This window comes from Agrobacterium rosae, from assembly GCF_002915175.1.
GTDB classification, from domain to species: Bacteria; Pseudomonadota; Alphaproteobacteria; order Rhizobiales; family Rhizobiaceae; genus Agrobacterium; species Agrobacterium rosae.
In genome coordinates this window covers 263,754-276,235 of sequence record NZ_NXEJ01000002.1, presented here as the reverse complement: position 1 = coordinate 276,235, position 12,482 = coordinate 263,754, and the positions used below count along the sequence as shown (strand labels likewise).

The following is a 12,482-nucleotide window of genomic DNA, read 5'->3' as shown; positions in this document are numbered from 1 at the left end:
AACGTTTTATTAACGTTACGGAGCGGGTCAGTTTTCTGTTTACCATTAATGAAAAATTAAGCTTTCTAAGCGATAACTATACATGTTCAGTTCTTCTGAACTTCAGGCAGTTTCTCCCATCGGCGAATTGGTCTGATTTTTCTCCCTGTTTTACCTTGAGAGCCGCTTTTGCGGCTCTTTTTTTGTGCCGTGGAAAAAGTGCCAAAACTGTGGGTATTAACCTTTCTTTAATAATCAGCTTGCGCATTTGCGCTATTGATATCATCCTGAAAATACAAAGAGGCCGGAACTATTAAGCCTCTATCCCGTTGCCAGTATGGTGCGTAAGCAGGATTTGGAAAAATGTCAGAACAGGTTTTGAATACCATCAGCTTTGCTGGTCGTGCTGCAGCTTCCAACCAGTTCAAGACTCTCTATACAGAGGGTATGACTTTGGTGGAAGAAACGGCGACTTATCTGGACGGCTCTGGCCGCGCAGCTTCCAAGGTTTTGCCGCGTATGGCATCCGTCCTTTACGCTGCCGAATCCATGCGCCTCACCACCCGCCTCATGCAGATGGCATCCTGGCTGTTGCTCCAGCGCGCTGTCAACAATGGCGAGATGAGCCGCGATCAAGTCCTAAGCGAGAAGAACAAGGTCCGTCTCGACAACTTCAATGTCGATCGCAACGCACCTGGCTGGAACAACCTGCCCGAATCCTTCCGCGACTTGGTTGATCGCTCGCTGCGTCTCCAGAACCGCGTAGCTTTGCTCGACCGCGAAATCTATCGTCCTTCTGAAGCAACGAAGGTGCCGGACAACGAAAACAGCGTCCAGGCCCAGCTCAACCTTCTGCGCACGGCGTTTGCAGGCAACTGAGTTTTAGCCAGATGGCGATTTATGAAAGCAGGCTTCGGCCTGCTTTTTTGTTGCCTGAATAGTCATAGCGAAACCAGACAACAAAAAACCCCGGATCGCTCCGGGGTTTTTGCATTCAAGACATCCAACAGGATTAGAGGCCGAGGCCGCCAAAGCGCTTGTTGAACTTGGAAAGACGACCGCCGCGGTCCATAAGCTGCTGGTTGCCACCAGTCCATGCTGGGTGCGACTTAGGATCGATTTCGAGGTTCATGGTCTGACCCTCGGAACCCCATGTGGAGAATGTTTCGTATTCTGTGCCATCGGTCATGACCACTTTGATCATGTGATAGTCGGGATGAATTTCAGCCTTCATGACAATCTTCCTGCTTTGGTGACATGCGGACCATTTGCCGCAATTGCGTCAACTGAGCCAATTCAATAATGAAGCTCTAGACCATTTGGCCATGGCTTCCCAATTCGATGCGGAGCCTATACATGAAGGTCGCCGAGATAACAAGTGCCTGCCGATGCTTGGCCCCACACTTGGCCACACATCTGATAAGACACATGTGAGTAGAGCAGAAAGTTGCCGTATAGCGGCAAAAAGCCAGCTATGTTGGCACATGCAGGAGTAGACCGTGGCAGACATGCAGGAACAGAAATCGGCAAAGCGCAAAACGCCGAGACCGCTGGCCAGCCTCTTTCCGTATCTCAAGCGATATCGCGGATTGGTCGCTGCGGCACTTTTCGCGCTCGTTCTGTCCTCAGCCACGACACTCGCCCTGCCGCTTGCCGTCCGCCGCATCATCGACCACGGGTTCGAGGGTGCCGACGGGACGATGATCAACAGCTATTTCGCAGTGCTTCTGGCCATCGCGGTGGTTCTGGCAGTCGCCAGCGCCATGCGGTATTATTACGTCATGACCATCGGCGAGCGTGTGGTGACCGATCTGCGCCGCGATGTCTTTGCGCATCTGACCTCGTTGTCTCAAGGCTTTTTCGATACCAACCATTCCGGCGAATTAACCTCGCGCCTGACCGCCGACACGGTGCAGATCCGTTCCGCTTTCGGTTCCTCCGCCTCGGTGGCGTTGCGCAACATCCTGCTCTGTCTCGGCGGCGTGGTGATGATGGTTTATACCAGCCCGCGCCTTGCGGGCCTTGCGCTGCTAGCCATTCCCTTGATCGTCTTCCCGCTCATCGCTTTTGGCCGTTCGGTCCGCTCTCGCTCCAGAACCACGCAGGATACACTTGCGGCATCTGCCGCCTTCGCGGCTGAGACGATGTCTGCAAGCCGGACGATCCAGTCATTCAACGCAGAAACGCTGGCCAATGGCCGTTACAACGACGCGGTCGAGAAAGCCTATGAGGGCGCGCGCGCCGCCATCAGCGCACGCGCTGTGCTGACGGCCGTCGCCATCAGCTTCGTCTTCGGCAGCGTCGTTGCCATCCTCTGGTACGGCGCGCATGGCGTTCTGGTCGGTACCATCTCGGCTGGCACGCTCAGCCAATTCGTCCTTTACGCCGTCATCGCCGCAAGTTCGCTTGGCCAACTGTCCGAAGTCTGGGGCGAGCTTTCGCAGGCAGGTGGCGCGGCAGAGCGGCTTTCCGAACTGTTGAACGAGACATCGCCGGTTGAAGACCCCTCGGCTCCCCTTGCCCTGCCCGCTCCGGCACGCGGAGAGGCGAGCTTCGAAAACGTTGCTTTTCATTATCCGCAAGGTGCCGGCAGGCCCATCATCACGGACCTGTCCTTCACGGTCGCGGCAGGTGAAACCGTTGCCATCGTCGGGCCATCTGGTGCAGGCAAAAGCACGGTCTTTTCGCTGTTGATGCGGTTTTACGATCCGCAGGCGGGGCGCATCACGATTGACGGCACGGATATTCGCTCAGTGACGCTGGAAGATTTGCGTTCGCGTCTCGCCATTGTACCGCAGGATGTGGCCATTTTCGCCTCGTCCATCCATGACAATATCGCCTTCGGCAAACCCGATGCTAGCAGGGAAGAGGTTCGTGCCGCAGCCATCGCCGCCCAGGCGGATGGCTTCATCACCAAGCTCCATGATGGCTATGACACCGTTGCTGGAGAGCGCGGCGTGACACTATCAGGTGGTCAGCGCCAGCGTATCGCCATTGCCCGTGCGATTCTTCGCAATGCGCCGATCCTGCTGCTCGATGAAGCGACATCTGCTCTGGACGCGGAAAGCGAGACATTGGTACAGAAGGCGCTGGATCAGTTGATTGCCAAACGCACCACCATCGTCGTCGCCCACCGTCTGGCCACCGTTCTGAAGGCCGACCGCATTCTGGTGATGGATGAAGGCCGCATCATCGAAGAAGGCAACCACCAGAGCCTGATCCGCCAAGGTGGCCTCTACGCAAAGCTCGCCCGCCTTCAGTTCGAAACCGGCGGCGACGAGGTCGTGACACTGGTGAAATCCAGTTAGGGAAGCGTTTGCTTCAACAGGCTCGCCCTCGAAGCATCCCTCGCACGACACAGCGCATAACCCGCAACCCTCGCCCTTCGAGGCTCCGGCTGCGCCTCCGCACCTCAGGATGAGGGTTGCTACCGCAGCAGCAACATCTGCGTTGTCAAAACTGCTACACCCTCCGCCCTCATGCTGAGGTGGCGCGCAGCGCCCTCGAAGCATCCGCAACATACTCAGCTCATAAATCGCACCCCTCGTCCTTCGAGGCTCCGGCTGCACCGTCATACCTCAGGATGAGGGTTGCTACCGCGGTAGCGACATCAGCGTTGTCAAAACTGCTACACACTCCGTCCTCATGCTGAGGTGGTGCGTAGCGCCCTCGAAGCATCCGCAACATACTCAGCTCTAAACCGCAACCCTCGTCCTTCGAGGCTTCGGCTGCGCCTCCGCACCTCAGGATGAGGGTTGCTACCGTTGTGCCCGCCTCTCCGTCTACACACTCAAGTTTATGACTGGGGCTGTGCGTTGCAAGTCACCGCTCCGTCAGCTTCAGCTCGATCCGTCTGTTCTGAGAACGCGCTTCCGGCGTATCGCCTTCGGCCAGCGGTTGGTATTCGCCAAAACCGGCGGCGACCAGACGGTTAGCCGGAACGCCTTTGGACACGAGGTATTTGACCACAGAGGTGGCGCGCGCCGAAGACAGCTCCCAGTTATCGCGGAACCTGCCATTGCCTGACAGTTGCACATTATCCGTGTGACCATCCACCCGCAGCACCCAGTTGATCTCCGCCGGAATTTCCTTGGCAAGGTCGATGATGGCGGTGGCGAGTTTGGCCATCTCCACCTGCCCCTCCGGGTTCAGGTCGTTGCCGCCAGAGGGAAACAGGACTTCGGACTGGAAGACGAAACGGTCGCCGACGATGCGGATATTCTCACGGTCGGACAGAATTTCCCGCAGGCGCCCAAAGAAATCGGAGCGGTAGCGGTTAAGTTCCTGCACACGCTGCGCCAGCGCCACGTTGAGGCGGCGTCCGAGATCGGCGATCTTGACCTGCGACGACGTGTCCTTTGCTTCCGATGCCTGCAAGGCTGCCTCCACAGAGGAAATCTGCGCACGAAGTGCTGCAATCTGCTGGTTCAGAAGATCGATCTGTGACGATGCCCGTGCGCCCGCCTGCCGGGCATCCTCAAGCTCTCCGGAAAGCTGGCCAACACGTGCATTGGCAGCGGAACTATTGCCTGCGCCCGAATCCAGCAGAGACTGCAAACGAGACCGTTCGCTTTCCGAGACGGCGAGCGTCGATTGCAGATTGGCGAGCGTATCTTCGATATCCTGCTTGCTGCCCTTTTCCAGCGCCAGCAACTCGGTGAGTTCTGAGATCTGGTTGTTCAGCCGACTGAGGACCTCGTCCTTGCCGGAAATTTCCCGTGAGAGAATGAACTGCGCCAGCACGAAAACGGTAAGCAGGAACATGATGGCCATGAGCAGCGTGGACAAGGCGTCCACAAAACCAGGCCAGTAATCGACACCCCGGTCGCGACGGCGATTGCGCCCAAGCGCCATGATCACTCGCTCCCATTATCGTGGCGAGTGGGACGGCCCGTGGTTTTCTGGTCCGCATCTATTTTAGCAGACAGCCTGTCCAGCGTCCGGCGTAACGCCCGCGCTTCCTCCTGCTGCGCTTCAATCCAGTCGCGCAGCATCTGCTGCTCGCCGCGCATGTTCTTGACGAGGCCCTGAATGCCTTCGGCAAGGCTGGTCATGGCGGCCAGTGACCGCTCCGTGCCGACAGCGCCGTAACCGCTGGTCTTGATCTCGCCCGTCACATCCGTTCCCGGATCGGTCACAGAAGACAGCCAGTTTTCGAGTTCGGTGTAAAAGCGGTTCTGCGCGCGGCCAGCCTGAAGGTCGAGAAAACCGAGAATGAGCGAACCGGACAGACCAAGAAGCGACGACGAGAACGCCGTGCCCATACCGGCCAGAGGCGCGGTCAGACCGGACTTCAACGATGAAAGAACGTCATTGGTATCGCCAGATGTGGGGTCCAGACCCTGAATGACATCGCTGATGGCGGCGATGGTGCCGATCAAGCCCCAGAAGGTGCCGAGCAGGCCGAGGAAAACCAGCAGGCCGATCAGATAACGCGAGGTATCGCGCGATTCGTCCAGTCGTGTGGCGATGGAATCGAGAATGGAACGCTGCGTAACGGTCGACAGTCGCACCTCGCCACGCTTGCCGATGACCGAATGCATCGGCGCAAGCAGTTTGGGTGTGCGGCCAGCCTTGTCAACATTGCCAACGGCCTGAAAGCCGTTGAACCAGCGCACTTCCGGGCGAAGCGAGAGAATTTGCGTGAAAACCAGAATGATGCCGATGACGAGAACGCCGAGAATGAAGCCGTTCAGTCCTGGATTGGTCATGAACGCCGTCTGCGCCTGCCGGAAAAGAATGGCGGCGAGGAACGCGACGATGATGAGGAAGATGATCATCGTCCACAAAAATGGCGTGGGGCTCGACAGCTTGTGATGATATTGCTTCGTCACCGATCGCTCGACGCCGACATCGAGCCGTTCCGTATCCGTCATAATGCTCGTTCCCTCTGGCACTGCCGCAACGTCCGCGCGAAGACCTCAAGGCATTCGGCAAGCGTGATCGCGGTTACGACCGGAAGCTAGTGGAAAATTACGACGAATTGAAGTGAAAAGCCGGACGCCGCAAGGGTTTTTGCACGGTGTGGTCATGCAATGGCTGTGGAGGGTGCCGTTTGGCGTGGGCTGCCGATTGTGTGACCGTACCTATCTTCCGTCATCCCGCACTCGATGCGGGATCCAGTGCGATCAAGTCCTTGATCGCAAAAGACTCTTTTGCGCCGCAGACGCGGCGCTGCTGGATTCCGGCTCAAGGCCGGAATGACGGGCGGAGGGTGTGTTAACGGCCCGGAATCGGGCGGTTGATGACTTCGCTCAGTGCCTTGTGAATATATTCGTTTCCGGCAACGACGCTGCCTGTGCCGAAAATATCCTGTCCACCTTTCATGTCGCTGACGAAACCGCCGGCTTCACGGATGAGAACGAGGCCAGCGGCCATGTCCCAAGGCGCAAGTTCGGCTTCCCAGAAGCCGTCGAGACGGCCAGCCGCAACGTAAGCGAGATCGAGCGAGGCAGCACCAAAACGGCGGATGCCGGCGACTTCACCCATGGTATGACGAAGTTCGACCAGGAACTTGCCGTGGTTGCCGCGGCCCAGATGCGGAACGCCGCAGCTGACGACGCAATCGGTGATTTGCTTACGAGCAGCCACACGAATGCGGCGATCGTTGAGGAACGCGCCGCTGCCGCGCTCGGCGGTGTACAGTTCGTCTGTCGCAGGATTGAAGATCACGCCAGCGACGACTTCGCCATTGCGCTCCAAGGCGATGGAAACGGCGAACTGCGGAATGCCGTGCAGGAAGTTGGTTGTACCGTCCAAGGGATCGACGATCCAGCGATGTGCGCCGTCAGAACCCTTTTCCTCGCCGCCTTCTTCACCCAGAAAATCGTAGGTGGGGCGTGCCTTCATCAACTCGTCATGGACGATCTTTTCGGCCTTTAGGTCCGCCTGCGATACGAAATCGCCGGGTCCCTTGACCGAAACTTGCAGGTTCTGCACTTCACCGAAGTCACGCGACAAAGATTTTCCCGCCTTGAGCGCGGCCTGAACCATGACATTGAGAAGGGCTGAACGGGCCATGAAGATGTTCCTGAAAGGTGGCTGAACCTGCTAGCCGAAATTTCCGGCAGGCACGCAAATGCGGTTTCTGATTGAAAGTTTGCGGTTCAAGACCACAAAACGCGCCGGAATTCAAGGTAAAAAGCCGAAAGCTGGTGCCAGGGTCACGCCGGACGAAAGCGGTTGGCAGCCTCGATAGCCTTCTTTTGCTGATCCTCTTCGATGCCGAGATAGAAATCCTCTAGGCCGGGGTCTTTCAGACCGGCACGGCGCGACAGCACATACCATTTGGCCGCTTCGACCGGGTCAGGCTTGGTGCCGAGCGCCTGGATGTAGAGATGCGCCACCTTGTTCTGGGCGACGACATTGCCCCTTTGTGCGGCACCGTAGAGCCAGCGGAAACCCTCTTCCAGATTGCGCTCGCCACCCACGCCGTTGACGAGCCATACGCCAAGATCGACCTGCGCCGTATCAAAACCGGCTTTCGCCGCACGCGTCAACCAGTCGCGGGCCTTGGCTTTCTTGTCGGCGGGAATGTCCTTGAGGTTCCAGTAAATCTGCGAAACCGCATATTGCGCATCCGCCACGCCCTTTTCAGCGGATTTCTCGTAAAACGGCAGCGCGGCATGCAAGCCGTTGGGACCGGGCGTCTGAGAGACCAGAATCTGCGCCCAGTTGAACTCGGCCTCGGCATTACCAGCGTCTGCGGCGCGGCGCATATAATCATCGGCCAGCGTCTTGTCGTGCTTGACGAGTTTGCCTTCCATCAACAGCAGAGCGTATTTGAACATCGCAACGGCGTCACCGCCCTTTGCTCCCTGCTCGTACCAGAAGGCTGCGGTCTTGTCGTCGCGGGCAATGCCGAAACCACGCGACATCATTTCCGCCACCAGCGTCTGCGCGCTCGCATCGCCGTTCTGCGCGCGGGTCAATGCCTTGGACAGCGCCTGAACGTATTCGCCGCGCTGGTAATGACCATAGGCTTCATCGACCTTGCCGGTGAATTTCTTCTCAGGCGGCAGGGCTGGCAGCTCTGCTCCCATGCGTTGATAGACATTGACGCCGCCGGAAGGCTGCAAATCCTTCTGCTCCTCGGTCACGACCCGACCCTTGCGGATCGGTTCGGCGTCCGCATTCGATGGTCGCGACAACACGTCCGGTGCCGTTTTGTTGGCAGGGCCGAAGTCCGTATCTTCGTCCACAGGCGTCGCATCCGCTGGCGGAGCCTGCGTCCCGAGGCCAGGCAACAGGTCAGACTGTGCGGGCGGCGGGGTTTGCGCCAGCACCACATGCGGCATCACCGCCCAGGCAACGGCAAGAGCGGACACAGACAGACGAAAACGAAGCGAGCGAGCGATCATCGCCTGTATCAACCGCCAAACCGTGGCGCTTTTTCGTCAAGCAGCGCATTCGCTTCAGCCACCGCCTGCGCAGCACCGCCAGCATGGCTGAACACACCCAAACGCAAGGCTACGAATTCAACGCCCGTTTCGGCAACGGGAATGACCGATGCAACATCCGAACCGCCCATGATGATAACGGGGATCTCGATCATGGAGGCCCACCATTCGCCCAGCGCCATGTTCTTGGGGTGTGCTTCCGGCTTGATGTCGCCTTCCAGCTTGCCGAAGAACATGTAGTCGGGGTTGCTCTCGCCCTGCTCCAGCGCCTTGTGACGGTCATCGGCATTGCCGCCACCAACGATCAGCTTCGGCGAAAAACTCTCGACCGCTTCGGAAAGCGCATCCGCCCCGCCGATGACGTGCAGGCCATCTGCCTTGACGCGGCTGGCCGTGCGGCTGTCGCCTGCGACGAGCGCTGCGGCACCGGCTTCCTGAACGATCGGCACCAGCGTTTCGGCCAGTTTCTGGAAGCTCGCATCATCCAGACCGTATTGCGGAATGATGACCGACGCGACATCGCCACCGCGCAGCGCGTCTTCCAACGTCTTGGCCTGATGGTCGGCATCGTCGTGCGCAGGAACGATCAGAACGAGTCGGCAGCGATCTCTAGGTGCAGTCATCGGTTTTTCCATTTTCCGCAGACAGGACGCTTCACGCGCAATCTGCACTCGTTTTCATGTCATACTTCCGATAAACCGGACAGGCGAAAGGATCAACCATCCATCCATGCTAGCTGATTTCCATTTTTTCCTCGTTGCCATCCCCGCAGTCATCCTCGTCGGCCTCTCCAAAGGCGGGCTGGGCGGCGCTTTGGCGCTGATGGGTGTGCCTTTGATGGCACTTGCCGTGCCGCCGGTACAGGCGGCTGCGATCTTTCTGCCCATTCTCGTTGTCATGGATATGGTCGCGCTGATCGCCTGGCGCAAATACAATCACCGCCAGACCCTGTTGATCATGCTGCCTGGGGCGATTGTGGGCATAACGCTGGGCTGGGCGATGTCGAGCATGATTTCGCCTGATGCCATGCGTCTGGTGGTGGCAAGCGTCACGATTATCTTCGTGTTGCGCTATTTCTATGAAGCCTACAGAACCTCTCGCGGTGGGCTGGAAACGCCGGCGAAAGGCCAGCGGCCGGTCAGGGCGACGATCTGGTCCAGCCTTTCAGGCTATGCCAGCTTCGTGGCACATGCGGGCGGGCCGCCATTCCAGATTTACGTGCTGCCGCTGAAACTGGACCCGAAAGTCTATACCGGCATGAGCGTTCGCTTTTTTGCGATCATGAACGCCATCAAGCTCATACCCTATTTCGCGCTGGGGGCGCTGGATGCCACCAACCTCACCACATCAGCCATGCTGTTGCCCGTTGCCATGGTCGCGACATTTGCCGGGGCGAAAGTGGTGAAATACATGAAACCTGCAATCTTTTATCCGCTCATGTATGGCATGGCCTTTCTGGCCGCGCTGAAACTTCTCTGGGACGGACTACCGGTCTAGGCACCAAGGACACGCGTTCAAACAAAAGGCCCTGATCGCGAGAGCAATCAGAGCCGGGCTTTCAGGCTGCGACGTAAACTATACTGACGTCAGGCAACAAAGATATGGTTTGATCAATGCGTGGTGGAGGCTTGCAGCCTCTGCATTTCGTCCTTCAGGCGCAGTTTTTTGCGTTTAAGATCCACAATCTGCTTATCATCCGAAGAGGGGGAAGCGAGAACGGTTTCGAGCTCCTCCTCAAGAGCACCGTGTTTCTTTTCCAGCGATGCTATATGAGCCTGAATGGTCATGCGGCACGTCCTTCCTTGTTGAACCTACCTCCAGCGCTCCATCGCTGGAGTTTCAGGTTTACGACACCAATGTGACATGGAACGCCCGGCTTGTCGAAGGCAGAATCAAGGCAATATCTAGGCAAAATGCGCATTAGGGAAACTTCCCGTTACCGTCATTTGATGGTACAGGCACCAAGAGCGACAACAAAATGGCCGGATGGCGGTCCGGTTGTATCATATGGGGATAAACAGATGCCCGATCAGGACCACGCTGATGTCAGGCTTGCACTTGCAAGGCTGCGGCAAGAGCATGAAGACTACGATGTCGCGATCAATGCGATGATCCAGACCAATTGCGAAGCATTGCGCATTCAGCGAATGAAGAAGAAAAAGCTGGTCATCAAGGACAAGATGACCCAGATCGAAGACCAGATTATTCCTGATATCATTGCCTGATACGGAGAGACCGTTGAGCACAGAGACACCGCCCGTCGCCATCATCATGGGAAGCCAGTCCGACTGGGAAACCATGAAAAACGCAGCCGACACGCTGGATGCGCTGGATGTGGAATATGAAGCACGCATCATTTCCGCCCACCGCACACCGGAACGTATGTTCAGTTTCGCCAGCGGCGCGCGTGACGAAGGCTTCAAGGTCATTATCGCCGGTGCCGGTGGCGCGGCGCATCTGCCGGGCATGACGGCTGCGCTGACACCGCTTCCGGTATTTGGCGTTCCCGTGCAGTCGAAGACGATGTCGGGTCAGGATAGTCTCTATTCCATCGTGCAGATGCCCGCAGGCATTCCCGTCGGCACGCTGGCCATCGGCCGCGCCGGCGCCATCAACGCAGCCCTTCTGGCCGCTGCCGTTCTGGCGCTTTCCGACGAAGATCTCGCCGACCGTCTCGATGAATACCGCGCCCGCCAGACGGCGGCGATTGCGGAATATCCCATGGACACCCCGCAATGACCTTGGCAGTGACCGGAAAATCCGGAACCATCGGCATTATCGGTGGTGGCCAGCTTGCCCGTATGCTGGCGATGGCCGCAGCGCGCCTCAACTTCCGCACCATTGTGTTGGAACCGCAGGCCGACTGTCCGGCAGCGCAGGTCTGCAACCGCCAGATCGTCGCCGCATACGATGACGAGAAAGCACTGGCTGAACTGGCCAATGTCTGTGATGTCGTGACCTACGAATTCGAAAACGTTCCGGTGGTTGCCGCGCAGACGCTGGCGGCTTCCGTACCCGTCTATCCACCGGCGAAGGCGCTCAGCGCCTCGCAGGACCGGTTGACGGAAAAACGCTTCCTCAATGATTGCGGCATACCCACCGCCGATTTCCGGCAGGTCGATGACCAGGCGAGCCTTGAGGCAGCCCTTTCCGATTTCGGAGGTAAGGGCGTGCTGAAGACCCGCCGCATGGGCTATGACGGCAAAGGCCAGCGCGTGTTCAAGGGTGGCGAAGACCTGGCTGGTGCCTTCGACGCGCTGGGTGGCGTGGCGCTCATCCTGGAAAGCTTCGTGCCGTTCGAGCGTGAAGTCTCGATCATCGCCGCACGCTTTCAGGACGGCACCGTCACCTGCTACGACCCGGCAGAGAACGTGCACCTGAGCGGCATTCTCCACACATCGACGGTTCCGTCGCAGCTTTCCGAGGCCGCGACAACCGTGGCCATGCAATCAGCCGAAAAGCTGCTGGCCGCACTCGATTATATTGGTGTGGTCGGCATCGAGTTCTTCGTGCTGCCGGATGGATCGCTGGTGGCCAATGAAATGGCACCGCGCGTGCACAACACCGGCCACTGGACGGAAGCCGCTTGCGTCGTCTCGCAGTTCGAGCAGCATATTCGCGCAGTAGCGGGGCTCGCCCCCGGCTCCACACAGCGTCATTCCGACTGCGTGATGACCAATCTGATTGGTGACGACATCAACGCCGTGCCGCAATGGCTGGCGAAAAAAGACTGCCTCGTGCATCTCTACGGCAAGACGGAAGCGCGTGCGGGCCGCAAGATGGGCCATGTCACGGAGCTGATGAACCCCGGAAAACCAAGTCTTTCCCGGCAAAATATGGCTTAGCGTGTTGACAGGCTGGGACTGACAAGGTATTTGCCTGCCAACCGAAAAAAGCGCGCCCTCGTAGCGCGTTTTTGATTGTTTATATATGCGTGCCAAGAAGCGTCACGCCAAACTGCGGACCAGAAAAATGAAGATCAAGAACTCGCTCAAAGCGCTTAAGGCCCGTCACCGCGATAACCGTCTGGTTCGCCGCAAGGGCCGCGTCTACATCATCAACAAGATGAACCCGCGTTTCAAAGCTCGTCAGGGCTGATTACCG

Annotated in this window: 14 protein-coding genes; 7 read left to right on the top strand and 7 right to left on the bottom strand. The window is 58.1% G+C overall.

Features of this window, described 5'->3' with window-relative positions; translation table 11 throughout:
* Positions 1–342 precede the first annotated feature (342 nt).
* Positions 343–858 carry a protease adaptor protein RcdA gene (gene rcdA / locus CPJ18_RS04030; RefSeq protein WP_103657129.1) on the top strand — a complete coding sequence of 172 codons (516 nt, stop codon included), beginning with the start codon at positions 343–345 and terminating at the stop codon, positions 856–858.
* A 133-nt stretch (positions 859–991) separates the two neighbouring features.
* On the opposite strand, the gene rpmE is transcribed toward rcdA, so the two are convergent.
* Positions 992–1,213, bottom strand: a complete 222-nt coding sequence (gene rpmE / locus CPJ18_RS04025) for a 50S ribosomal protein L31 (RefSeq protein ID WP_077105974.1) — start codon at positions 1,211–1,213, stop codon at positions 992–994.
* Positions 1,214–1,478: 265 nt separating this feature from the next.
* On the opposite strand from rpmE, the gene CPJ18_RS04020 reads away from it, so the two are divergent.
* Positions 1,479–3,287 (top strand): ABC transporter transmembrane domain-containing protein, encoded by a 1,809-nt coding sequence (locus CPJ18_RS04020; protein WP_103657128.1) that lies wholly within the window; start codon positions 1,479–1,481, stop codon positions 3,285–3,287.
* Between the two features lie 514 nt (positions 3,288–3,801).
* Here CPJ18_RS04020 and CPJ18_RS04015 read toward each other — a convergent pair.
* From CPJ18_RS04015 to CPJ18_RS03995, 5 genes are all read right to left on the bottom strand, one after another.
* Positions 3,802–4,833, bottom strand: a complete 1,032-nt coding sequence (locus CPJ18_RS04015) for a peptidoglycan -binding protein (protein ID WP_077120301.1) — start codon at positions 4,831–4,833, stop codon at positions 3,802–3,804.
* Positions 4,834–4,835: 2 nt separating this feature from the next.
* Positions 4,836–5,855, bottom strand: coding sequence for a flagellar motor protein MotA (locus CPJ18_RS04010; RefSeq protein WP_077120303.1), 1,020 nt, complete (start codon positions 5,853–5,855; stop codon positions 4,836–4,838).
* Between the two features lie 343 nt (positions 5,856–6,198).
* Positions 6,199–6,999, bottom strand: coding sequence for an inositol monophosphatase family protein (locus CPJ18_RS04005; RefSeq protein WP_067650808.1), 801 nt, complete (start codon positions 6,997–6,999; stop codon positions 6,199–6,201).
* A gap of 143 nt (positions 7,000–7,142) precedes the next feature.
* Entirely contained in the window at positions 7,143–8,339 is a 1,197-nt protein-coding gene (locus tag CPJ18_RS04000) for a tetratricopeptide repeat protein (protein ID WP_246670355.1), read from the bottom strand.
* Between the two features lie 8 nt (positions 8,340–8,347).
* Positions 8,348–9,001 carry a thiamine phosphate synthase gene (locus CPJ18_RS03995; RefSeq protein ID WP_103657351.1) on the bottom strand — a complete coding sequence of 218 codons (654 nt, stop codon included), beginning with the start codon at positions 8,999–9,001 and terminating at the stop codon, positions 8,348–8,350.
* Positions 9,002–9,107: 106 nt separating this feature from the next.
* Between CPJ18_RS03995 and CPJ18_RS03990 the strand changes: the two genes are divergently transcribed.
* Positions 9,108–9,875 (top strand): sulfite exporter TauE/SafE family protein, encoded by a 768-nt coding sequence (locus CPJ18_RS03990; RefSeq protein ID WP_103657127.1) that lies wholly within the window; start codon positions 9,108–9,110, stop codon positions 9,873–9,875.
* Positions 9,876–9,988: 113 nt separating this feature from the next.
* Here CPJ18_RS03990 and CPJ18_RS03985 read toward each other — a convergent pair whose 3' ends face one another.
* Positions 9,989–10,165, bottom strand: coding sequence for a YdcH family protein (locus tag CPJ18_RS03985; RefSeq protein WP_077105980.1), 177 nt, complete (start codon positions 10,163–10,165; stop codon positions 9,989–9,991).
* A gap of 234 nt (positions 10,166–10,399) precedes the next feature.
* Here CPJ18_RS03985 and CPJ18_RS03980 point away from each other — a divergent pair, with 234 nt between their 5' ends.
* From CPJ18_RS03980 to ykgO, 4 genes are all read left to right on the top strand, one after another.
* Positions 10,400–10,603 (top strand): YdcH family protein, encoded by a 204-nt coding sequence (locus CPJ18_RS03980; RefSeq protein WP_077105981.1) that lies wholly within the window; start codon positions 10,400–10,402, stop codon positions 10,601–10,603.
* A gap of 46 nt (positions 10,604–10,649) precedes the next feature.
* Positions 10,650–11,117, top strand: a complete 468-nt coding sequence (gene purE / locus CPJ18_RS03975) for a 5-(carboxyamino)imidazole ribonucleotide mutase (RefSeq protein ID WP_045228442.1) — start codon at positions 10,650–10,652, stop codon at positions 11,115–11,117.
* Complete coding sequence (locus CPJ18_RS03970; RefSeq protein WP_103657126.1) at positions 11,114–12,223, top strand: 5-(carboxyamino)imidazole ribonucleotide synthase; 1,110 nt, start codon at positions 11,114–11,116, stop codon at positions 12,221–12,223. The genes purE and CPJ18_RS03970 overlap by 4 nt, the downstream gene beginning before the upstream one ends.
* 127 nt (positions 12,224–12,350) lie before the next feature.
* A complete protein-coding gene (ykgO, locus tag CPJ18_RS03965; RefSeq protein ID WP_007607121.1) occupies positions 12,351–12,476 on the top strand; it encodes a type B 50S ribosomal protein L36 in 126 nt (41 codons plus the stop codon).
* Positions 12,477–12,482 lie beyond the last annotated feature (6 nt).

Excerpts from the sequence above, each read along its gene's own strand:
- rcdA (WP_103657129.1), top strand. The coding sequence starts at position 343 with ATGTCAGAACAGGTTTTGAATACCATCAGCTTTGCTGGTCGTGCTGCA.
- rpmE (WP_077105974.1), bottom strand. The coding sequence starts at position 1,213 with ATGAAGGCTGAAATTCATCCCGACTATCACATGATCAAAGTGGTCATG.
- CPJ18_RS04015 (WP_077120301.1), bottom strand. The coding sequence starts at position 4,833 with ATGGCGCTTGGGCGCAATCGCCGTCGCGACCGGGGTGTCGATTACTGG.
- CPJ18_RS04010 (WP_077120303.1), bottom strand. The coding sequence starts at position 5,855 with ATGACGGATACGGAACGGCTCGATGTCGGCGTCGAGCGATCGGTGACG.
- CPJ18_RS04005 (WP_067650808.1), bottom strand. The coding sequence starts at position 6,999 with ATGGCCCGTTCAGCCCTTCTCAATGTCATGGTTCAGGCCGCGCTCAAG.
- CPJ18_RS04000 (WP_246670355.1), bottom strand. The coding sequence starts at position 8,339 with ATGATCGCTCGCTCGCTTCGTTTTCGTCTGTCTGTGTCCGCTCTTGCC.
- CPJ18_RS03995 (WP_103657351.1), bottom strand. The coding sequence starts at position 9,001 with ATGACTGCACCTAGAGATCGCTGCCGACTCGTTCTGATCGTTCCTGCG.
- CPJ18_RS03990 (WP_103657127.1), top strand. The coding sequence starts at position 9,108 with ATGCTAGCTGATTTCCATTTTTTCCTCGTTGCCATCCCCGCAGTCATC.
- CPJ18_RS03985 (WP_077105980.1), bottom strand. The coding sequence starts at position 10,165 with ATGACCATTCAGGCTCATATAGCATCGCTGGAAAAGAAACACGGTGCT.
- CPJ18_RS03980 (WP_077105981.1), top strand. The coding sequence starts at position 10,400 with ATGCCCGATCAGGACCACGCTGATGTCAGGCTTGCACTTGCAAGGCTG.
- purE (WP_045228442.1), top strand. The coding sequence starts at position 10,650 with ATGGGAAGCCAGTCCGACTGGGAAACCATGAAAAACGCAGCCGACACG.
- CPJ18_RS03970 (WP_103657126.1), top strand. The coding sequence starts at position 11,114 with ATGACCTTGGCAGTGACCGGAAAATCCGGAACCATCGGCATTATCGGT.
- ykgO (WP_007607121.1), top strand. The coding sequence starts at position 12,351 with ATGAAGATCAAGAACTCGCTCAAAGCGCTTAAGGCCCGTCACCGCGAT.